25 protein-coding genes and 1 pseudogene are annotated in these 18,827 nt (G+C 59.1%); 11 read left to right on the top strand and 15 right to left on the bottom strand.

The window, feature by feature from the left end; all coding sequences use genetic code 11:
* Positions 1-5: 5 nt before the first annotated feature.
* The 3 genes from NHAM_RS01695 to NHAM_RS01680 all read left to right on the top strand — a co-directional run bounded on the left by NHAM_RS01695 (position 6) and on the right by NHAM_RS01680 (position 2,319).
* The gene (locus NHAM_RS01695) at positions 6-245 is read left to right on the top strand and encodes a helix-turn-helix transcriptional regulator (protein ID WP_011508926.1); all 240 of its coding nucleotides are present in this window, start codon (positions 6-8) and stop codon (positions 243-245) included.
* Positions 246-1,415: a tyrosine-type recombinase/integrase gene (locus tag NHAM_RS01690; protein ID WP_011508925.1), complete on the top strand. Its 1,170-nt coding sequence runs from the start codon at positions 246-248 to the stop codon at positions 1,413-1,415.
* 127 nt (positions 1,416-1,542) lie between these two features.
* Entirely contained in the window at positions 1,543-2,319 is a 777-nt protein-coding gene (locus tag NHAM_RS01680; RefSeq protein ID WP_011508924.1) for a hypothetical protein, read from the top strand.
* A gap of 125 nt (positions 2,320-2,444) precedes the next feature.
* Here the strand turns inward: NHAM_RS01680 and NHAM_RS01675 are convergent, their stop codons facing one another.
* A complete protein-coding gene (locus NHAM_RS01675) occupies positions 2,445-2,636 on the bottom strand; it encodes a hypothetical protein (RefSeq protein WP_041357567.1) in 192 nt (63 codons plus the stop codon).
* A 536-nt stretch (positions 2,637-3,172) separates the two neighbouring features.
* On the opposite strand from NHAM_RS01675, the gene NHAM_RS01670 reads away from it, so the two are divergent.
* From NHAM_RS01670 to NHAM_RS01655, 6 genes are read left to right on the top strand one after another with little or no spacing between them, the layout of a single operon-like run.
* Positions 3,173-3,364 (top strand): hypothetical protein, encoded by a 192-nt coding sequence (locus NHAM_RS01670; RefSeq protein ID WP_041357566.1) that lies wholly within the window; start codon positions 3,173-3,175, stop codon positions 3,362-3,364.
* Entirely contained in the window at positions 3,357-3,494 is a 138-nt protein-coding gene (locus NHAM_RS26325; protein ID WP_157043501.1) for a hypothetical protein, read from the top strand. The genes NHAM_RS01670 and NHAM_RS26325 overlap by 8 nt, the downstream gene beginning before the upstream one ends.
* Before the next feature lie 53 nt (positions 3,495-3,547).
* The gene (locus tag NHAM_RS26320) at positions 3,548-3,721 is read left to right on the top strand and encodes a hypothetical protein (protein ID WP_157043500.1); all 174 of its coding nucleotides are present in this window, start codon (positions 3,548-3,550) and stop codon (positions 3,719-3,721) included.
* 15 nt (positions 3,722-3,736) lie between these two features.
* Entirely contained in the window at positions 3,737-4,465 is a 729-nt protein-coding gene (locus NHAM_RS23815) for a Rad52/Rad22 family DNA repair protein (RefSeq protein WP_011508922.1), read from the top strand.
* Positions 4,466-4,690 carry a hypothetical protein gene (locus NHAM_RS01660; protein WP_011508921.1) on the top strand — a complete coding sequence of 75 codons (225 nt, stop codon included), beginning with the start codon at positions 4,466-4,468 and terminating at the stop codon, positions 4,688-4,690.
* Position 4,691: 1 nt separating this feature from the next.
* Positions 4,692-5,090: a hypothetical protein gene (locus NHAM_RS01655; protein ID WP_011508920.1), complete on the top strand. Its 399-nt coding sequence runs from the start codon at positions 4,692-4,694 to the stop codon at positions 5,088-5,090.
* A gap of 156 nt (positions 5,091-5,246) precedes the next feature.
* Here NHAM_RS01655 and istB read toward each other — a convergent pair whose 3' ends face one another.
* From istB to NHAM_RS01635, 4 genes and pseudogenes are all read right to left on the bottom strand, one after another.
* The gene (istB, locus tag NHAM_RS01650) at positions 5,247-6,110 is read right to left on the bottom strand and encodes an IS21-like element helper ATPase IstB (RefSeq protein ID WP_011508919.1); all 864 of its coding nucleotides are present in this window, start codon (positions 6,108-6,110) and stop codon (positions 5,247-5,249) included.
* Positions 6,111-6,118: 8 nt separating this feature from the next.
* Positions 6,119-7,609: pseudogene (gene istA / locus NHAM_RS01645) on the bottom strand (IS21 family transposase); the annotation flags it as partial.
* 152 nt (positions 7,610-7,761) lie between these two features.
* The gene (locus tag NHAM_RS01640) at positions 7,762-8,148 is read right to left on the bottom strand and encodes a hypothetical protein (RefSeq protein WP_011508917.1); all 387 of its coding nucleotides are present in this window, start codon (positions 8,146-8,148) and stop codon (positions 7,762-7,764) included.
* Between the two features lie 2 nt (positions 8,149-8,150).
* Positions 8,151-8,513, bottom strand: coding sequence for a hypothetical protein (locus NHAM_RS01635; protein ID WP_011508916.1), 363 nt, complete (start codon positions 8,511-8,513; stop codon positions 8,151-8,153).
* 73 nt (positions 8,514-8,586) lie between these two features.
* On the opposite strand from NHAM_RS01635, the gene NHAM_RS26315 reads away from it, so the two are divergent.
* Complete coding sequence (locus NHAM_RS26315) at positions 8,587-8,886, top strand: hypothetical protein (protein ID WP_157043499.1); 300 nt, start codon at positions 8,587-8,589, stop codon at positions 8,884-8,886.
* A gap of 143 nt (positions 8,887-9,029) precedes the next feature.
* Here the strand turns inward: NHAM_RS26315 and NHAM_RS01630 are convergent, their stop codons facing one another.
* From NHAM_RS01630 to NHAM_RS23810, 3 genes are read right to left on the bottom strand one after another with little or no spacing between them, the layout of a single operon-like run.
* Positions 9,030-10,487 carry a hypothetical protein gene (locus NHAM_RS01630; RefSeq protein WP_011508915.1) on the bottom strand — a complete coding sequence of 486 codons (1,458 nt, stop codon included), beginning with the start codon at positions 10,485-10,487 and terminating at the stop codon, positions 9,030-9,032.
* A 3-nt stretch (positions 10,488-10,490) separates the two neighbouring features.
* Entirely contained in the window at positions 10,491-11,999 is a 1,509-nt protein-coding gene (locus tag NHAM_RS01625) for a hypothetical protein (RefSeq protein WP_011508914.1), read from the bottom strand.
* Between the two features lie 6 nt (positions 12,000-12,005).
* Positions 12,006-13,376, bottom strand: a complete 1,371-nt coding sequence (locus NHAM_RS23810; RefSeq protein ID WP_011508913.1) for a hypothetical protein — start codon at positions 13,374-13,376, stop codon at positions 12,006-12,008.
* A 46-nt stretch (positions 13,377-13,422) separates the two neighbouring features.
* Here NHAM_RS23810 and NHAM_RS01615 point away from each other — a divergent pair, with 46 nt between their 5' ends.
* Positions 13,423-13,749, top strand: a complete 327-nt coding sequence (locus NHAM_RS01615; RefSeq protein WP_011508912.1) for a hypothetical protein — start codon at positions 13,423-13,425, stop codon at positions 13,747-13,749.
* Here NHAM_RS01615 and NHAM_RS01610 read toward each other — a convergent pair.
* The 7 genes from NHAM_RS01610 to NHAM_RS01580 all read right to left on the bottom strand — a co-directional run bounded on the left by NHAM_RS01610 (position 13,736) and on the right by NHAM_RS01580 (position 18,824).
* A complete protein-coding gene (locus tag NHAM_RS01610; RefSeq protein ID WP_011508911.1) occupies positions 13,736-15,625 on the bottom strand; it encodes a hypothetical protein in 1,890 nt (629 codons plus the stop codon). The genes NHAM_RS01615 and NHAM_RS01610 overlap by 14 nt on opposite strands.
* Positions 15,626-15,627: 2 nt before the next feature.
* Entirely contained in the window at positions 15,628-15,987 is a 360-nt protein-coding gene (locus NHAM_RS01605) for a hypothetical protein (RefSeq protein WP_011508910.1), read from the bottom strand.
* Positions 15,984-16,670: a hypothetical protein gene (locus NHAM_RS01600; protein WP_011508909.1), complete on the bottom strand. Its 687-nt coding sequence runs from the start codon at positions 16,668-16,670 to the stop codon at positions 15,984-15,986. Before NHAM_RS01600 ends, NHAM_RS01605 begins: the two co-directional genes overlap by 4 nt.
* Before the next feature lie 335 nt (positions 16,671-17,005).
* The gene (locus tag NHAM_RS01595) at positions 17,006-17,344 is read right to left on the bottom strand and encodes a RusA family crossover junction endodeoxyribonuclease (protein WP_011508908.1); all 339 of its coding nucleotides are present in this window, start codon (positions 17,342-17,344) and stop codon (positions 17,006-17,008) included.
* A 79-nt stretch (positions 17,345-17,423) separates the two neighbouring features.
* On the bottom strand, positions 17,424-17,687 hold the full coding sequence (locus NHAM_RS01590) for a hypothetical protein (RefSeq protein WP_011508907.1): 264 nt from the start codon (positions 17,685-17,687) through the stop codon (positions 17,424-17,426).
* A 91-nt stretch (positions 17,688-17,778) separates the two neighbouring features.
* Positions 17,779-17,961, bottom strand: a complete 183-nt coding sequence (locus NHAM_RS01585; protein WP_041357563.1) for a hypothetical protein — start codon at positions 17,959-17,961, stop codon at positions 17,779-17,781.
* Entirely contained in the window at positions 17,958-18,824 is an 867-nt protein-coding gene (locus NHAM_RS01580) for an ArdC family protein (RefSeq protein ID WP_011508906.1), read from the bottom strand. Before NHAM_RS01580 ends, NHAM_RS01585 begins: the two co-directional genes overlap by 4 nt.
* Positions 18,825-18,827: the final 3 nt, after the last annotated feature.

Here is an 18,827-nt window from a genome sequence, read left to right as displayed (position 1 = left end):
GCCTGATGACCACCACGCACGCCAACGACAACCAACGCGGGGGAATCGTCCCCCGCGGCCTGCGCCGGGTTGATGCGGCGACCTACATCTGCATTTCACCATCGTTGTTTGACGACATGGTGAAGGATGGCAGAATGCCCTCGCCGCGCATGATCAATAGCCGCACGGTCTGGGACCGATTCGAACTGGATGAAGCTTTTGAGGCGCTGCCCCGCAAAGAGGCCGCCAACCCGTGGGATGCGTAGGTGCCACGACCGAACCCGCCACGCCTGACGAAAGACACCGACCGGCATGGCAACATCCGGTGGTACGTTCGCACGCTCGACGGGCCGAAGGTTCGGTTACGGGATGAATATGGCACGCCTGCATTCTGGCAGGCGTATCGCGACGTTCTGGCCGGCAACATCAAGCCGCCGCCACCAAGCACCCGCATAGAGCGCAAGCCGTTCGACAAGGCTTCGCTGGCGTGGCTGTGCTCGCAGTATTACACCTCCGCTGAATACAAGCAGTTGAACGAGCGCACTCGATACGTTCGGCGCGCGACCCTCGATCACATCTGCGCCGCGGATGGCGAGAAACCGTACAAGCTGCTTTTGCCGAAGCACATCAGGGCGCGGCGCGATGCGCGTGCAGATCGCCCCGAATCGGCCAACGGCATGATCAAGGCGTTGAGGCAGGTGTTTGCCTTCGCCATCGAGAATGACTACGTGGCGCTGAATCCCGCGCAGGCCGTGCCCTACCTCAAGGCGAAAGGCGACGGCCATCATTCGTGGTCGCTGGAGGAGATCGAGAAGTTCGAGAAGAAGCATCCGATCGGCACCATGGCGCGGCTCGCCTTGGCACTTCTGCTCTACACCGGCCAGCGACGTTCGGATGTGATCGTGCTCGGGCCAGCGCTTGTCCGCGAAGGCTGGCTGCACTTTACGCAGTTCAAGGGACGCGAGCACAAGCCGATCACGCTCGACATACCGATCATTCCCGAGCTTCAGCGCGTCATCGACGCCACCGCCTGCGGCAAGGACACCTACCTACTTAATGGCCTTGGCCGTCCATTCACAGCCGCGGGATTCGGTAACTGGTTTCATGACCGATGCAAGGACGCCAAAGTACCGGGCCGGGCGCACGGGCTGCGGAAGGCGGCAGCATCACGGTTGGCGGAACTGGGCTCCAGCGAGCACGAGATCATGGCCATCACCGGCCACACCACCTCGAAGGAAGTGATGCGCTACACCAAAGCGGCCCGGCAGAAAGTCCTGGCAGCCGCAGCTATGGCGCGCCTCAAGCCAAAGTCCGAAATTGCTGTGACTTTCCCACCGGAGACAGACCCAAAATCGGGTGGGAAGAAAGTGCCACCTAAGTCTTTGAAAAATATGGAGGTGACAAATCTAATGGTGCCAGGGGCGGAGCCGCACTGAGCACCTAAGCTGCTGAGAAGCTGCAACTTTCCGAAAATGGCCGGAGAGAGATACCCATATTCTTACCCAGCCTGACGCGAGGTGCCCTGTCGCGCTATGATTGTCCCCTCAGAGTTAGGGATTCGCGATGTCAGAGCCAAAAGATTTCGTCAGCCTGCAGCATTTTCTTTTCGAAACGCCGATCTATACGCCGCTGAAGTTGCAGCCGGGGCACTTCCCGAGAGGGGATAATCTTCGCGGCTATTGTCCCCATTGCAAAGACGAATCCATATTCAAGGTGAGATTTGGCAACACCCCTTCGATACCATCCAACGAAGTCATGGCCGAATTCCAGTGCAAATGCGTACAGAATGAAAGCCATGTGCTGAGGTTCAATCTGCGCATATATCGGGATACGGTCGAAAAATGCGGCCAATTTCCTTCATATGCCACAATTGAGCAGGGCAGCATTAAGGGCCTGCGGAAGCTCATACCTGGCGAAGACGGGGCCGAGCTCGCGCGGGCCATAGGCCTAGCGTCGCATGGTGTGGGCATCGGGTCCTTTGTGTACGTTCGCCGGATTTTTGAGCGCGTCATTAAGAGAAAATTCGAAGAGCTTCGAGATTCTGAAAATTGGCCTGTGGATGCGCTCGATGGAAAGCGATTAGATGAGCGTATTCAGCTCATGAAAGATCACTTGCCGGATTTTTTAGTTCGCAATCAGAAGCTCTATGGCATTCTCAGTCTCGGTATCCATGAACTGAATGAGCAGGATTGCCTAGACTTCTTCACCATCGCGTACTCGTCGATTAAATTTATCTTGGATGAGGATCGCCGAAAGCGTGAGGAAAAGGCCGAGCGCGCCGAAGCGGAAAGGGCCATAGCCGGCTACAAGCCGCCTATCAGCGAGGCGCAAGCTTCATAGCTCGCTATTCGATGCCTGGACTGCAGTTGGCCCGCCATGCTCATGGCACCACCACTGCTTCATGCCGGGCGAGTACGGCTCCAGCGTTTGCTCTGTTTGCTTGCGGCAGGATAAGCAAACCCATTTCATAGTTTGGAGTGTTTAGGGCACTTCGATGGATAGCCAATATTGGCGGCGCGAAATTCGCAGACCTCACAAGTTTCGTAGCGTGCATAAGCCACGCGGCGCATAATCTCACTCCGCTTCTTCTTGGAAATGCGCGACCAGCGGATGATTGCACCTTTGCGGCCCGCCTCCGCCTTGGTCATTTTCTTCATTAGTGTGATTGTAGCATAAGCGTAGCAAAAACGCGCAATCCGCTGTTCACACCTTGACACAACGACAATCCCCAAGTGCCATATGCATAGCAGTTGCGTAGCAACGTACATATGAGAGGATAGAGATAGAGCTGGTCGTTGAACGAAGCGGTGGCGGAATAGGTAGACGCTATAAGCCCGTGTTGGCAGTTAAAGGGGTAAAGGTTGCGGCTGAAAGCCAACAGTAAGCGCAACATGCGAGGTGACAACGCGGAACTGCGATGGAATGGATAGATGCTTCGCGCACTCACCTAGTACTCGCGCATGTTGCCAAATCCTCGCCCGCTTCATTCAGCGACTAGCCAGCACATTGAAAACGGAAGGCATGTCCTTCCTACATCAGCAGGTGCGTCGTTGGGGGAGGTTAGTTCAACGGTAGAACGCCCACGGAAATTTCCTCGGGAGAAAGTACTGAGAAATGCAGTCTCGAAAGCTGCACTTCCCCACGGGCGCATCTGCAATTATCAAAGTTAACTCGGGCGTGGGACGCTGGGACGATGCTCCCGAGTGTCGTCTTAGCGCCGCGCGAAAATATGAACAAAGAAGAACTATTGGAGCTATTGAAGAAGCAGGCAGAGAGCGACGATACTGAAGCCGCACACAGCAATGCTGATGGTGCGTTGCTCTCATTTATCAATGATGCGGAAATAACAGCCGCCTACGCGGCAGTTCCCAAGTGGTATGCCTAAGCTAGACCACGACCGCACCTGGACGCCGCGCAAGGCGTTAGAAGAGCAGGTCGCCAAAGAGGACTTACGTGCGTGGGCGCTCAAAGAGGATGCGCCGTTCCATGCCATCCCGCCCATGAAGGCAGAGTGATGGCCCGCCGTATCGCTCCACGTGCTTAAAAGCCAGTTGCGGCAGTTGATAGCATGAGTGACTACAACGAAGCGCAGATAGCCGAGTATGAGGCCCGCGTGTATCCCGACGGCGGGATGCCGGCGGTGAATAAAGCTCTGCTTAGGAAGCAACTCGAAGCGGAAGACGCCTTCTGGCAGAAGCAGGAGGTGCGGATCGACAATAGCAATTCGCATGATGATTACTAGGTAACGAAACTATGCATGGACCTGAAAGAACTGAAGAAGAAAATACCGTATCAGTGGCGGGTGCAGTCCTACTCTAAGAACAAGTCTTCAGCATCATGCGTGGCCTACATCGACGTCCGCGATGTGATGGAGCTTCTTGATGAGGTCTGCGGGCCGGAGAACTGGCAGTCGGACTTCCGCGATGTAGGCGGTCAAGTGTACGGGGGCGTAGGCATCCGACAGTACCGAACCATCAAAGGCCCAAGCGGAGACGATATGCAGCTTTTCGACGAGGAAAGCGAATGGGTGTGGAAGTGGGACACAGGTTCGGAAAGCAACGTAGAGAAGGAAAAGGGCCAAGCCTCGGATGCTTTCAAGCGAGCGGCGGTCAAGTGGGGCATTGGTCGGTTCCTCTATGACCTAGAGATTGCCCACGTCAAAACAGATGGCCCGCTCACTGACAGCCACAAATATCCCTTTGTGGTCGATGATAGCGGCAACCGTGTGTGGGACTTGACCAAGCATATGAATAACGGTTCTCGGACTGCACCTGCGGCTCCTAAGGTATCCAAGCCTGCCGTTGTCTCTGCCGCTGAAGCGAAAGAGGCCGCTCTAAAAAAAGAGATTGTCGATCTGTGCCACGTGAAATCAGAAATCCCCTTGCTTACCAAGGAAGACATAAAGGCGTTTATCCTAAAGGCAACGGCGCTGGAATACGGCGAAGCGAAGAACGCAGAAATTATTGAACGTCTAAAAGTAATCTAAATGAAAAAATTCAACGTATCGGTGCCGCGTAAGTATGAGAAGGATGGGGAGACTAAGACCGCGTGGGGCAATGTAGGCAAGCTGGTCTACTTCGAGGCTACGGACAGCAAAGAGGAGGGCTTCATCCTAGAACTGAATATGTTCCCCGATACCAAGTTCGGCGTCTTCCCCGACAAGCCGCGCGAGGAGAAGAGCGCAAACGAGGCATCGATAGACCTGGACTAGCATGGTGTTCCGCGCCCAGATAAAGGATGACGGAAAATTCGACTTCGGCTCCGACTACAATCTGGCCCGCTTCAAAGCCTGGTGCAAAGAGCATCCTGGCAAGTGGGTCAGGATAGAGGAGCAGGTATCGGTTCGGAGCCTCTCACAGCACAACTTTTACTGGGTCTATCTCGGCTTCGTAAGCCACGAAACAGGGCACACCCCGGAGGAATTGCATGAGTGGGCCAAGAAGAAGTTTCTTCCGCGCAAGTTTGCGACGGTGTTTGGAGAAGAGGTCGCCGTTACGCCTACTACCAAAACCCTGACGAAGCTGGCGTTCGGAGAATATCTTGAGCGCATCTGTGCTGAGACTGGCGTTCCCCTGCCAAATCCACAAGAGGCGGGCTATCTTCCTCACTAATATGGCGATTGATCCGAAACAGTATCGGCCGGAGTTCCTCAAAGACAAACTTGAAGCAGAGCCGTCCGCATCTAACACGACGCGCCGCACCTGCCTGAAGTGTCCGAACAAGCTGCCGCCGTGGGTCAAGTACTATTGCTCGGGCGCGTGCATGTGTCAATCGGCGCCGAAGTTTGACCCCGTATCGGCGTCCAAATTTGACCCCTTTGATCGACGGGATTTAGCGGTAGCGCTCGGTCCGTCGGAGCTGGCCGGGATTGCGGAGACGGACCGAGCGCGGGTTGTTTGATCATCGTCGCGGCTTTTGAAGCGCCAGCTGTCGTTGCCGGTTTCGACGATGTCGCAGTGGTGGGTCAGACGATCGAGCAGCGCGGTGGTCATCTTGGCGTCGCCGAACACGCTGGGCCATTCGCCGAAGGCGAGATTGGTGGTGACGACGATGGAAGTGCGCTCGTAGAGCCGGCTGACGAGATGGAACAGAAGTTGTCCGCCGGATTGGGCAAATGGCAGGTAGCCGAGTTCGTCGAGGACGATGAAGTCCATTCGGGTCAGATGCTCGGCGATACGACCCTGCCGTCCGTTGCGGGTCTCGATCTCGAGACGATTGACGAGGTCGACGACGTTGTAGAAGCGCCCGCGGGCACCGGATCGAATGCAGCTTCGGGCGATGGCGATAGCCAGATGGGTCTTGCCGGTGCCTGTACCGCCGACCAGAACGGCATTGCGTTGCTGGGCGATGAAGCCACCGCCGGCGAGATCATTGACCAGCGTCTGGTTGATAGGGGTGCCCTCGAACTGGAAGCCATCGAGATCCTTGGCGAGCGGCAGCTTGGCGATAGTGAGCTGGTATTTGATCGAACGCGCCTGCTTCTCGTTGATCTCGGCATTGAGCAGGTCGCCGACAATGCGTTGCGGTTCGTGCTGGCGCTTGACGGCGGTCGCCATGATCTCGTCGAAGGCGGCCTTCATGCCATAGAGCTTGAGTTCGCTCATGAGGTCGAAGAGTTGAGTGCGTTCCATCAGACCGGTCTCCTGAGGTTGTCGTAACGGGCACAGTCAGCGATCGGCGCATGGCGCAAGGTCAGCGCCGCCGGGGTGAGGATGTTGGCTGGTGGCGCCGGCTCACGCTGGCGGGCGAGGATGTTGAGAACGACATCGGCGGAATGGACACTGTGGGCGATCGCCTCGGCACAGGCGGCCTCGACTGCCGGCAGTCCGTCGGTCAGCACCGCGTTGAGGATGTCGACCATCTGCCGATTGCCATCGTCGGCACCGGCGAGCTTGCGCCGCACACGCTCGATCGCGGCCGGCAGCACCCAGTCCTTGAACGGGGCGCCGTTGCGCAACGCGCCGGGTTTGCGAGCCAGCACCGGCACATAATGCCAGGGATCGTAGGTCGTCTCGCCGCGGCCGAATGAACGCGGATGCTCGGCGACGATGCGTCCGTCCTGGCGGATCACGATGCGGTCGGCATAAGCTTGCACTTCGACGGGCCGCCCGACGGCGTTGGCCGTAACCGAGTATTTGTTGTTGTCGAAGCGCACCAGGCAGGTCTTCGAGACGGATGCCGGCACGGCATGGAATCCATCGAACCGGCCGGCATAGGGAACGAGCTTCGGCCGCTCGGCTTCGAACACTTCCCAGACCGTCTGTTCGGTCAGTTCCGGATGACGGTGCGCCTTGGCGTAGGCGATGCACTTATCCAGCAGCCAGGCGTTCAACTCGTCGAGGGTTTTGAACCGCAGCCGCGGCGTGAAGAAGCGCTCCCGGACCAGCCCAACCTGGTTCTCAACCTGGCCCTTCTCCCAGCCTGAGGCCGGCGTGCAGGCGACCGGATCGACCAGGTAATGGCTGCACATCTGCATGAAGCGGCGATTGTAGAGACGCCCTTTGCCGACGAAGATCGTCTCCACCGCGGTCTTCATATTGTCGTAGATGCCGCGGCCGCAGGTGCCCTTGAACAGAGCGAAGGCCCGGTCGTGGGCGTCGAACACCATCTCCTGCGTCTCGCGTGGATAGGCGCGAGCGAACAGCATCCGGCTGTGACAGAGCCGGACATGAGCGACCTTCACGATCACCGTCACGCCATGCAGCAGGACAACCTCATGGCTCCAGTCGAACTGGTAGGCTTCTCCCGGTGCAAAGCTCAGCGGGACATAGGCCGCCGCCGTCGATTGTCCGCGCTCCTGGCTCCACCGTCTGGCGTAACGTCGCACAGCATCGTAGCCGCCGTCATAGCCGCGCCCGCGAAGCTCTTCGAAGACCCGGATCAGCGTCAGCTGTTCGCGAGCGGACTTCGCCGCGTTCGACGCCAGCAATCCGTCGAGATCAGCGGCCCATCGCCCCAGCTTCGGCCGCGGCTGCACCGCACGTTCGTACTCGAATGAGGTCTCCCCAGACCGCAACACCTTGCGGACCGTGTTCCGCGACACCTTCAGGTCGCGTGCGATCTCCTTGATCGTCTTGCCCTTGATGAAGTGCTCGCGGCGTATCCGCGCAATCGTCTCCACGATCAGCATCCCCAACCACCTGCTTCGTTCCAAAGCAGGCAGCGCAACAGACCAACCTATCGGGGGTCAATTTTGGACGCCGATCCCCCGGCTCAGGGGGTCAATATTGCAGGCCGAATAACAGTACTGATTCCAGAGGGCGCGTTGGTATTCGGTCATAATCAGTCTTCAATTAGCTCATCAATACGATGCCGCACCTCGGCGCTGATGGCGATGTTCGCCGTCGGTTTGCCTCCGAGCAGCTGGATAGCCTCAGTAAGGCTGGCGAGCGACTTGCGCAGCTCGTCGTACGTCGCGTACTCGAGGTGCTCGTCCATCTTGGCCATGACCTTCTGGCGGTGGATTTCCATCCAGTCCAGGGCGGGCTTCAGGTGGGGGCGCAGGCCCGCCATGATGTTGGTCCACTGGCGCGCGCTCTCCTCGGCGTACCCGGCATCCTTAAGTATCTGCACGATTGATTTGCCCGTGGGCCGCGTCACCTCGGTATAGAGCAGCTGGATGGCCCGCTGCTGCTTGAGGGTCGGGTTTTCCTTCGTGCCCCTGGCCATACCTATTTGGCGGCCCGCTTCTCCTCGATGAGCCCCTTGAGGTAGTCGGCCTTGGCATCCTGGTCGTCCATCGCTTCCTGCGTGGCGCGGATGGCATTATCAAGCTCTTCGTACTTGCCCTTGTTGTGGACGGGATTGAGGCCCGCGATGTCGCGCTTGAGCATGTGGAGCGCGATCCCCTGCTGGAATTTGGCGTTGCCAACGCTCTCCAACAGCTCGACGATGTCCGCTGCGGGATCGTCCTCGTAAAACACGACGATGGTGTCCTTGTTGAAATTGATATTGCCGACCGGCTTGTGGGCCTTCAAAAACTCGTTGGCCTTATCCTGCTCTGCGGGGACTAAAAAGGTTGCTACTTGAAGCATGATATTAGAGTGAACTTGTAATGCGCCCAGTGTAGCATGCGGCGTTACAAAGGCTCAGGCAAGGATGGGGATAATGGCTTCGGTACAAGAACTAGAAGAAAAATGCAGCCTGCGTCGACTATCTGAGCACGAATCGATGAAAGCATTGGAAACGGCAATTCGTGACGCGCTTCTCACCAAAATAAGTCGAATCACAGCTTCAATAGAACTCGCCGAAGCGCGTCGCGTCCCCCGTAAGGAAGTTGACGACTTGCTTACGGAAGCGAGATTTCTCGACCACACTCTTCAGTACAAAATTAGTCGGCTTGCCGGAAGAACAGTGGATTCGAGCTGGTGGATGCGGACGTTTGGTTATTCCAACCCCTTAGCCTGACAAGAATCGGTCCATATGTTATACTACCCGTCATGTTCTGGCTTGCCCTATTGGTCGTCAGCGTCCTCGCCTTCCTGGTGGGCCTTTTTCATCCTGTCGTAATGCTTGTGCTCGTCCTGTCCTCTCTCGTTGGCCGCTTCCTTCTACCGAAGGATAGCTTCCCCGCCTGATATCGCCCCGCCAGCAACGCCTGCGCCTATCGCTGCCTGCTTGAGCAGTTTGCCTTTCGGCGTTTTCAAAAATGACATGGCGCGGCCCTCTTGGGTGATGCCGCGTATCTTAGTTCCTATATTCTCCGATGCGCGCAACAGGCTCGTCTCACGCCGCATCGCGTCCTTGTAGACCGGCAGATAATCGCCGATGAGGTCGTTGGCCGCGCCGCGCACGGTCAGCACCACCTCGCGCCGCAGATTCTCGCCGTCGGCGCCCTTGAGACCGTCGAGGAGCTTCTTGACCGCGGGGATGCCGTCGAACGACTTGCGGGCGGCAAAGAGGCCCGCGATGTTTTTCTTGCCGACGCTCTTCACGAGCGCGTCCGCAACCGCATCGTACGTGCGCTCGATGGTCGGGTCCGAAGCAAACACGATGCTCAGGTCATTCTTCGCGGCCTTGAGGCGCGTGCGCAGCTGAGTCTCATTGAACGGCTGGTTGAAGCGCGGGTCGTGCGCGTGCTGCTCTACCTCGTGGTTGATGCGGCTCACCTCGATGTTGATCTCCTCGCGGTTCTTCGCGGGCGCAAATTTGGGGGATACCCGACCCTCTTCGACAAGCGGCTGAAGCGCTTCGGCCACGCGGGTCTCCTGCGCTGACGGCGCGACCGCCGCGGGCTTGAATATCCCCTGCTTGCCGACCCGCCCCTCGTTGAAAGCCTGCTGTTCGAGCTTGGAGGTCATCTTCGGGCGCGAGATGTCCAATGCGTCACGGAACGCAGTTTCGGTCGTCCTAGAGGCCGTTTTGGCGGCTTGGGAGGCTATTACGCGCTCGCCTGTCTTGGCCGCGGCGGTCCCAGCCGCCTTCAGCCCTACTTGCGCGCCCTTTGCCGCAACCTGGCCGATCTTCCCTATGGGGAGGATGCTCGCGATATTGCCGATCGCCGCCGCGTCCTTGGCGATCACCGGATGCTTTGCCGCGAAGTCGCCGCCGGCCTTCGCAATATCCTGCACGGGCTTGCTGGAAGCAATCGAGGTGAGCACGCCTTTTACAGCCGGTATCGCACTCGGCGCCACTGAGCGCACCGCTTCCTTGCCGGCTGCGAATAGCGTGTCGCCTACCAGGCCGGCAGCCTGGCCGGCGGACTGCAAGAGGCCGTGGAAGAGTCCCTGCTTGCCGCTCTGCACATCGGCTTTGGACTGCGCCACGTTTTGGCTGCGCTCATTGAAAGATTGGCTCACATCGCTGGCGATGCGCGGCAGGATTCCGGGCTTCTGAGCTGGGGCCGTGTCCACCTTGTCGGCATACTGCGGATACTTGGCGAGCATCTTCTGCGTCAGGGTCGCGTTGTCCACGCTCGCGTACTGCGGATACTTCGCCTTGATAGACTGGGCGAACTGGTCGGCCGATAACTTTGCGCTGGGCTGCGGTTGTGCTTGAGTCGTTGGCATACGTTAGATTCCGAGCCCGAGCGGGTCCGAGTCGGAGCCGCCGGAGCTGTCGCTCGATGTCTGGTAATCGCGGACGAACTTCGCGCCATCGTCGCGGCCGGTGAGGTTGTTGATGCCCGTCTGATACTGTCCTTCCAAGTGCGTGTATGACTGGAGCGAGGCCTTGTAGCGCGCCTCGATGGTGTCCTTGATGTTGCGGCGTGCCTGCTCGGAGAGGAAACCCGTTCCCATAATCGCCTGGCTCACGCCCTTGCCGTAGGCGTTAATCCACGACTGCGAGTACTTCTGCGCGGTCGCGTATTCTCCTTCGCGGACGACGGAGCCCGGGTCGAGCGCCTTTGCGAGCGCGTAGATGAGGCCTTGGTCATCGGCCGGGTTCTTCGTCGTGTTGGAAAGCGAGCCTGCAAAGTTGCGGCCCTCCTGGATAATGCCGAAGTTCTGCACGAGAGGCTCAGTCTTGAACGCCGCGACTTGCGCGCGCACCGCGGTGGCGGTCTTAGTGCTGAGCCCTGCATAGAGCTGCGGGTTGTCGCCAGGGGCGCCGCTGCTGCCGTCTGAGGAGCCGCCCGCTATAACCTTGAGCTTGCTGGTGTCGCCGTCCCAGCCATCGGGAATAGCGACGATGCTATCACCTATTTTCTGGAAATTGTTGTACTGGGCCGGCAAGCCGCCCGGCACCTCCACCTTGTCATAGCTGACCTTGCCGGTGATCGGGTTCTGGTACGCCTGTATGAAATGGTCGCCGACGCGGGTGGGCGTGCCGACAAGCTGATCCTGCGGGCGGTTGACCGCGAAGAGGCCGCGCAACGCCTGCTCAGAGCCTCCCACGGCGTCCAGTGCGTGCTGGTACACCTGAGCGTTCTGCGGGCTGCTCTTGAAGCTGTCGAAGTCGACCAAGCCCCCGGCCGCGATGGATTTGAGCGTATCGAGCGTCTGGGCCTGCGCGTCCTTGCGCCGCGTCACTATGTCGTTGGCGCTCTTCGTCGCGTCCTCGCGCTGCTGCTGCGCCTGGTCTATAGCCTGCTGCGATATCTGGCTGTAGAGCGACTGCAGCTTCAATAGGCGCTCGTTGTTGATGGCCTGCGTCTCCTTGTCGTTCTTGTCCAACACCGCCCCGCGCGTACGGCCCGCTTCGGTCGACCCGGTAAGGCCTGAGAGGACGGATATCGCGTTGTCCTGCGCCAAGCGCTCTTGGCCTACTACGTTGTTGGCGTTTACCTGGTCGTCATAGACCTTGTTGATGGCGTCGATGGAGCCTTGGGAGCCTTGGCGCAAGCGCTCCGCAATCTGGTCGGCCGTCTCGGGCGCTTGAAAGGTGTCGAGATATTTGGTCGCGGCGTCCGCGCCCGGATCGATCGTGCGCTGGATGGGCGATACGACGGGATTCTGCCCAGGCACCATAGCCGCGGCACTCGCTATCGCGGCCTTTTGCGCATCATTTGTAGGCGCGAAGGCGGCGCCAAGTCCTGCGCTAGCTTCATCAGGATTTTTGTAAGGGGTTGCGGTCGGCATAAGAAATTACCAGCGCACGATAACGATGCCGTTGCCGCCCGAAGTGCCGCCCGTGTTGCCTGCGTTGGCGCCGCCCGCGCCGCTGCCGTAGCCCGTGCCAGGATTTGCTCCGCTTGTCGCCGCCACGCCTCGCCCGCCAAATCCGAGCATGGAACTGCCGCCATCGCCGCCCCGAGCGGTGGCTCCATCAAAAACGGGCGAACCTGCCTGCCCCGTGATGTTGAGATCGCCGCTGGTCGCCGCTCCTCCTGATCCAGGGCTCGAAGCAGTGCCGCTGCCAGAGCCGCCATTGGCCGAACAATAGAATCCGTTGGTCCCAAACGTCGACCATCCGCCGGCTGTTCCGGTACCGCCGCTAGTGCCCGCGGCGCCTCCGGCGCCGACGAACACCTGCACTGAGGTCGTTGCGCTCACGTCGACGGTCTTGATGCACGTGCCGCCCGCGCCGCTCCCGGCGAGGTCGGAGCCGCCCCCCGCGCCCTGCACCTGCACTTGCACCTTCGTTATGCCGCTAGGGACAGCAAACGTCGAAGTACCGGTCGAGGTGAATATCTGGGAATTCTTGCCGATCGTATATGCCGGGAAGAAGCCGATGTAGGTCGAGCTGGCGAATTGGAACACCTTCGTCGTGGTGGCGGGGAGGAAGTTCTGGTCTATCGCCTTGGTCGCGGCGTCGGTCACAGGTACGACGTTGCCCGCTGTGGCGCTGTTGTAGGTCGATGTAGCGAGGGAGGCCGGTAGCGCGAGCGGACCAGACCCGCCGCTTGCGGTCGATGCTGCGGCCTCGGCGCCCGTCGCAAGCTCAACAACGCCTTTGGCTATAGTCGAAGCGTCAATGACGCCCGCGCCGCTGAAGGCGACCCCGTCCACGTACTCCTTGTCGGTCAAGTCGCCGGTATTGGCAGGCGTCACGCCGGCCGCGTACGTCAGCGCATGCTCATAGGCGTCCGCGCCGTTGGCCTGGTTGCGCAATATCTGCAGCAGAGGGAAGTCGGTAATTTTAACGTCAGAACCGACGCGGTGCGCGAACTTCAACGTGCTGTTGGTGCTCGTGCCGGTCGCCGGGTCGATGCCGCGCGTCAGGCTGGTGACGCTGGTGCCCGAAATGGTGCCGCAGACGTACTCCGCGTCGGTGCGCCCTTCGTCGACCGTAAAGCAGTTGTAGCCGGAAAGCGCAGAGCCGCCGCGCACGCTGTTGGACACGAGCGTCAGGCTGGTGTCGGTCGAGCTTATGCGGCTCTGCAGCGAAGTCTCAAAGACGGCCGTTCCGGAGGGGAGCGCGGCGCCTAGGCTCGGGCCTGTTGCGGGAGCAGCACCGAAAAGGGAGCTGATAAACGTGGCGACGCCGATGAACGCGGAAGCAATAGCGTGTAGCATGCCTCACATGGTACGGAGGCAATAGGCTTTGTAACGGGAGACAGCCGTGGACGTACTCAAGCAAGAATTTCAAGTGGAGCTTTTCAACGCATACAAACGCGCGAAGGATGAGGCTAAGTATCACGCCACGATATTCATACAGATGCTCACAGACCGCGGCGGCCTTGAAACGGCAAAATTTCTTATCAACTCGCCGAAGGTATCGGATGGATATACGGCATTGTACGAGCGGGAACGGCTTGACCTCACAGTGGAAGCAATAGTTGCAGAAAACTCGAAGTGGCATCCACTATTCACCACTGAAGAGATCGACCGCTGCCACAAACGCCTTGCGCAGTACGGCTATACGCCGCGCCTGTCTAAATCGTCTTAATCGGCAAGCTCCTGCTGCCCTTATCGCGGATATCGCGATAACTGTAGCTATTGACGGCGGCGTGGCCGATGCCCATCGCACGGAAGCGCACGCTTATGTTCTGAAATCTGTCAGTGTGTATCGGGAACGTCACGTCGAAGGGGTGGGCCGTCGCCTCGCCTCTGCCGCCGACAACCTTCGAGCCGATGGTGTAGGAGCCGATGGGCGTGTTGATGCCCTGGTCGACGTAGTCGCCGTCGCCCTCGATCGTGAAGGCCTCCACAGGCTGGCCGTCGTCGAGCACCAGCGAAACATTGATGCTCTGGTCCTTCATGATGTGGCCGGTCACGCGCATATAGTGCGCGCGCTTGAGCCGGTCAGTCCCAAGGTTGAGCTGGCCGTCCTGCCAGTAGTTCTCAATCGCCGCCTCGTCGTCGTCGAAGCCCGAGAAGAGCGTATAGACGTTGCTGGATATCGGGTCGCCGCCGATGAGCGCCCCGTTGAAGATGTCGAGGCACGACGCGCGGAAGTCCAGCTTGTCTATGGCGTGGGAGTAGACGTTGCGGACGTACATGACCGAGTTATAGGCGTTGGCCATCCCGTTGGTGAGCTCTTGGCAGCAGACGATCTCGTAGTCGCCCCAGCGGAACGCCACCGCGTAGTCGAACGCGTGGGCGCTGAGGTCTACCGCGTCGAAGATGCTCGTCGGCACGATGGTGAGGTTGTTGGTGTTCTGCCCGATCTCCAGCCGGCGGACCTTCGGGTCGCTCGGGTTCGATACGTCGATGCACAGGATGCCGTCCGGCGTCTCCTTCGCGGCGCGCGGATTGGGGATGCCGATATTGCGATACGGAAGGTTGGTGGCCGAGGTGTCGTCTATGGTCGTCGTAACCGCATATGTCTTGAGCAGGTGGAAGGCGTACTCCACATCGAGGAACGGCAGCACGGCCATGAACGCGCCGCCGTCGTCCTGCCGGAATATCTTGGCCTTGCCTGCGCCGGTCGAGCTGGTGTCGAAATCCAGCGGGCCGTCGCTCGTGGCGTCCTCGGTGTAGTAGTCGGCCGTCACCGCGCCTGCGGTCGCATGATTGAACGTCACGTCATAGGCGCCGGTCGCGTAGTTTATGGTGCCGAGAGAGCCTTGGGTGCCGACGAGGGTGCCGTTGCGGTCGTCCGTCAGGGTCTCGCCGCCCGCTTCCTTGACGGCGACGTACATGCACGTCTTCTTGCCGGTGACGACCGCGAGCGTGCCGGCGTAGTGCGTGCCGCCAGATGAGCCTACGGCTTCGGCGGTTGTCTGCGTGTAGAGGGAGAGGTTCGCTTTATCGATGTCGGACAGGTAGAGGCCGGTCTTGTCGAGGTTGCCGGCGGTCGTGCCGTTGCGCTGGCCCGCGAATGCGCGTCCTTGGCCGAAGCGCAGGATGCCGAACCGGAAGTTATTGACGAGCTGGTCGACCGCGCTGCCGGGATTGGCCACGGGTATCTTGTAGATGCCGCTATTAGGCGAGCCCGCGTACATCATCGAGCCTGCCAAGTTGGCATACGGGGAGAACCAGCAGTCCTCGCCGTCCGCTGTGACCGGAAGGATATCGCTGCCGACCTCGGCCCGGTCGTCCGTTGCCGCGTTGTAGTACTCTAGCTTACGCCCGCGGCTCCAGAACGGGACCTGCACGCCGTCGTAGCGGGTGCCGACGCCAAGGCCAGTGATCTTTCCCGCGCCATTGACGCGCGTATTGCCCAAGAGCGCGCTGCCGCGCCGAAGCTCTATGTGGTCCCCGTACTTCCCCGTAACCCAGTTGAGGCTGTCGGTCGCGACGCCGGGCTTCAGGGTCTTGAGGTCCTTGATGAAGGTGTTGAGCCCGGAGAACTGCGAGACTGTGTAGTCAGGGATGCGCATAGCTATTTTTGGAGATGCTTGCTCACAGTCCTGACAACTGCCGCAATACCGTGGGCACGAAACTCTCCATGCTTGTCTTTGATGCCGATGTATCGCTCTAGGGAATCCATGGAATGGGATGCCTCGTGCGCCAAAGTGGCGAGAGCCGTACGCACAGGCAAGCGGCCATCTACGATGATGAGCGGGTACAATCCTTTGTCGATGTAATCGAGAGCTTGGCCCCTGCCCACAAACTCCTTATCAAACTTGGCTTCCGTTTCTCCAATGTATTTCGCAGCAGCCTTCACCAATTCAGCGCGTGAGCCGATATAGACCCAAATTTTGTACTCCTCTGTAAATATCGGAACGAGAATCTTCTTCATGAAATGTAGATTGCGCCCGGCCTCCAAGCATCATCGCTTTGATATGGGTCGATGTTCTGCTGGGCCTGCAGCTGCTTTTCGTTGTCGAGCCACTCAAGTCTGTCGGTGATTACCTTAGCCTGCGCGCGGTTCTCCGGCGCCATGCGCGCGTTGATGTCGTCGTAGTCCACGCCGCCCTTGTTTATGGCGACCGCGTAGAAACCGAGGAGCGGATGCGCCCAGCTCGGGAAGATCCACGATGAGCTGTCATCGTTCGTTATCTCGGGGCTGTCCTTGATGTGGTCGATGTAGAGCGTGCCGGCGAACTGCACCGTGCCGTTGAGGTAGAGCGTCTTGTTGGCCTCGTCATAGACGAACGTGCCGGGCGTGTTGCGGTACAAGAGGCGTTCGTTAAACGGCACTTGGCGATAGCGCTGGAAGCTATTATTGCCATCGAACACTTTGATAGGTGTCTCGCCATAGAAGCGATTGAAGCGAGCAACGGTCGAGAGGTCGATAGCAGTCTGCCATGTATTGCCGGTCGCCACGGTCTTGCTCGTGTCGGTGTAGAGCAGCGCAACCCACGGCCGCGTCTGCTCCACCATCGCCTTCGCCAGATTGATGAACTGGAAGAGGACGGTCGCGCCGATCGAGGCGCCGCCGTTTATCTCCTCGCAAAATGTTTCAAGCTCCGGGCCAGTCATGTCGCAATGGTACGGGGGTTAACCGCTTTGTAACGAGCGGCGAACCCTCCGTGCTCTACTGCGAGTGTAACCCCTCCATGCAGGGTTGGCAGATGTGATGGCCCCAATCCGCCGGCATGAGCTTGACGCACTCGGAACACTTCCGCCTGAGGGGAGCGTATGCGGGATCGCCGCGCATCTGACGCATTTTGAAACTGTCCCCAGGGTGCCTCATTGTGTAGCGCGATAGTTCACGATGCGGAGGAGGCCAGGATTGTCGTAGAGCACTCCCTGCTCGGTGTGGCGCCGGAAGTCCTCTTTGTTCGTGAACCACCGCTGGCAGTGCTGGCAGAAGTTCATAGCTGAGAAAGGGTCAGTTCGATGCGCGGCCTCAGTTTGTCCTGAAGCTTGTACGCATGAAGCTCCTGTATCTGCCGGTCGTCCTTCCAAAGAATGCCCGTAAGGCTGTCGAGCGCCGCCTTGCATACGTTGTCGATGTCGCTTGATGCTTTCGATTTGAAATAGACCTGTAGCTCTACGCAGACTGGGCCTTCCAATGGTGCGCCTCGGTACTGCTTGCGGGCGCTAACCGCGTTTAAGAGCTTGGTGCGCTTGCCGTCAGTGGTGAGGAAGCGGCGGCCTCTGTAGAGCTGATTGACTGATACCGGCTGTCCTTCGAGGATGATAGATAGCATCGCTCCTGTAATTATAAGCCCGAAAGAAAACCGCCCCTCTCACACAGGGGCGGTGTGGGGATAGGTCAGACCTCAAGGCTCAGAGCCGCCGCGCGAAATCCTCAACGAGCCAATGGCTTGAATACGGACACAATGGGTGCTCCTTCTTGAATCCGGCGGCGCGTTCGATCACCACATCGAGAGTCGGAGGCTTGTGCCAGTTTGCAACGTCGAGGTGATTAAAGAAGCGGTCAGACCACACTGCCTGGTCGTTCAAGGTAAGGCCGAACTCGGCGGCAATATCCTCGCCTTCCTTCTCGTAGGACGAGTAGTACCCGCCGCCTGTAGGCCATTCCTTCTCCATGTAGTGCTCCTTCACTGTTCCTAGAACTTTATACCAATGCCGAAGACAAAAGAAAAACCCCGCATTTGCGCGGGGTTATTGATAGTCACTCCTACTTGCGCGTCTCACGCGGCTGACGGCTAGCGCGGATTGCGTCCGCCTCTTTGTGGAGGAGGGGCATATCCCGCGCCAGGTATCCTTTGGCCCGTGCAGTCTCGATGTCGGAGAACGTGGCGTCGAGTTGAAGGATGAGGTTTTCAAGCCGCTTGACGTAGGCGCGGTTGATGCGGGTCATGCCGCTTCCTCCTGCTTGGTTTCGGAGAACGCGCGAAGGTAGTCCGTGGCCTTAGAAGCCATACTGGCAGCCGATAGTATCGCACGGCTGTCTTGCTTGAGCACGCGGAGCCAGTGGTCGACATAAGAAGCATGGCGCAATTCTCCTTTCACTTGCAAATGAGCGCAGGTCATCGCGGCGCCTATCTCCGCCACGAGCTCTTCAAAGGCATAGGCGTCCTGGTCGAAGCGGCTTTTGAGGTCGCGGTCGAGGCGGGACTTGTGGCCGGTGAGATGGATGTGCTCATGCGCCCATGTGGCGTAGAGGCTCTCAGGGTTGAGGAACGCGCCGCGCTCGGGCATCACGATGATGTCGAGGCTCGGCGAGTAGGCGGCTTTTGGCTCTCCCCACCTCGTCGTTGCTCCTATCGCGGCGAAAAACGCCTCTGCCTGCTCGTTGCGCTCATGCTCGGGCAGGTCCGCTATGGGCTCGTTCTGCGGAAGTCCGTCGCATTGAGCGACGTTAAACAAAGCAAACTGGCGCATGAACGGCACCAATCGTTCCTCTTCGGTGCCCTTCTCAATCACCTGCTTGTTCACATAAATGCCGGGCGTAGACTTCTCGCCCTTGCGGACTTGGCCTCCGGCTTCCTGGCATTGCTTGTACGTGAGCCATTCGGCGAGAGCGTATTGCTTCTCCTGCCGCTCGGCCCAGAGCATCAAAACATTCAAGCCGTTATAGCTCTTCTTGGTAACGGCGTTTATCGGAATGATGCCGCCGCGTTTGCCGGCTTTCCAAGGCTGGAGCCATGGCGGAAGGTTGCCTGCTTCGATTTCTGAGATGATGGTGCGGGTGACTTGCTCGTAGAGTTGTTGAACGCCCAAGTG

Source organism: Nitrobacter hamburgensis X14 (assembly GCF_000013885.1).
Taxonomy (GTDB): domain Bacteria; phylum Pseudomonadota; class Alphaproteobacteria; order Rhizobiales; family Xanthobacteraceae; genus Nitrobacter; species Nitrobacter hamburgensis.
This window is presented reverse-complemented; position numbering and strand designations above follow the sequence as displayed.

Excerpts from the sequence above, each read along its gene's own strand:
- NHAM_RS01695 (WP_011508926.1), top strand. The coding sequence starts at position 6 with ATGACCACCACGCACGCCAACGACAACCAACGCGGGGGAATCGTCCCC.
- NHAM_RS01680 (WP_011508924.1), top strand. The coding sequence starts at position 1,543 with ATGTCAGAGCCAAAAGATTTCGTCAGCCTGCAGCATTTTCTTTTCGAA.
- NHAM_RS01675 (WP_041357567.1), bottom strand. The coding sequence starts at position 2,636 with ATGAAGAAAATGACCAAGGCGGAGGCGGGCCGCAAAGGTGCAATCATC.
- NHAM_RS01670 (WP_041357566.1), top strand. The coding sequence starts at position 3,173 with ATGCTCCCGAGTGTCGTCTTAGCGCCGCGCGAAAATATGAACAAAGAA.
- NHAM_RS26325 (WP_157043501.1), top strand. The coding sequence starts at position 3,357 with ATGCCTAAGCTAGACCACGACCGCACCTGGACGCCGCGCAAGGCGTTA.
- NHAM_RS26320 (WP_157043500.1), top strand. The coding sequence starts at position 3,548 with ATGAGTGACTACAACGAAGCGCAGATAGCCGAGTATGAGGCCCGCGTG.
- NHAM_RS23815 (WP_011508922.1), top strand. The coding sequence starts at position 3,737 with ATGGACCTGAAAGAACTGAAGAAGAAAATACCGTATCAGTGGCGGGTG.
- NHAM_RS01660 (WP_011508921.1), top strand. The coding sequence starts at position 4,466 with ATGAAAAAATTCAACGTATCGGTGCCGCGTAAGTATGAGAAGGATGGG.
- NHAM_RS01655 (WP_011508920.1), top strand. The coding sequence starts at position 4,692 with ATGGTGTTCCGCGCCCAGATAAAGGATGACGGAAAATTCGACTTCGGC.
- istB (WP_011508919.1), bottom strand. The coding sequence starts at position 6,110 with ATGGAACGCACTCAACTCTTCGACCTCATGAGCGAACTCAAGCTCTAT.
- NHAM_RS01640 (WP_011508917.1), bottom strand. The coding sequence starts at position 8,148 with ATGGCCAGGGGCACGAAGGAAAACCCGACCCTCAAGCAGCAGCGGGCC.
- NHAM_RS01635 (WP_011508916.1), bottom strand. The coding sequence starts at position 8,513 with ATGCTTCAAGTAGCAACCTTTTTAGTCCCCGCAGAGCAGGATAAGGCC.
- NHAM_RS26315 (WP_157043499.1), top strand. The coding sequence starts at position 8,587 with ATGGCTTCGGTACAAGAACTAGAAGAAAAATGCAGCCTGCGTCGACTA.
- NHAM_RS01630 (WP_011508915.1), bottom strand. The coding sequence starts at position 10,487 with ATGCCAACGACTCAAGCACAACCGCAGCCCAGCGCAAAGTTATCGGCC.
- NHAM_RS01625 (WP_011508914.1), bottom strand. The coding sequence starts at position 11,999 with ATGCCGACCGCAACCCCTTACAAAAATCCTGATGAAGCTAGCGCAGGA.
- NHAM_RS23810 (WP_011508913.1), bottom strand. The coding sequence starts at position 13,376 with ATGCTACACGCTATTGCTTCCGCGTTCATCGGCGTCGCCACGTTTATC.
- NHAM_RS01610 (WP_011508911.1), bottom strand. The coding sequence starts at position 15,625 with ATGCGCATCCCTGACTACACAGTCTCGCAGTTCTCCGGGCTCAACACC.
- NHAM_RS01605 (WP_011508910.1), bottom strand. The coding sequence starts at position 15,987 with ATGAAGAAGATTCTCGTTCCGATATTTACAGAGGAGTACAAAATTTGG.
- NHAM_RS01600 (WP_011508909.1), bottom strand. The coding sequence starts at position 16,670 with ATGACTGGCCCGGAGCTTGAAACATTTTGCGAGGAGATAAACGGCGGC.
- NHAM_RS01595 (WP_011508908.1), bottom strand. The coding sequence starts at position 17,344 with ATGCTATCTATCATCCTCGAAGGACAGCCGGTATCAGTCAATCAGCTC.
- NHAM_RS01590 (WP_011508907.1), bottom strand. The coding sequence starts at position 17,687 with ATGGAGAAGGAATGGCCTACAGGCGGCGGGTACTACTCGTCCTACGAG.
- NHAM_RS01585 (WP_041357563.1), bottom strand. The coding sequence starts at position 17,961 with ATGACCCGCATCAACCGCGCCTACGTCAAGCGGCTTGAAAACCTCATC.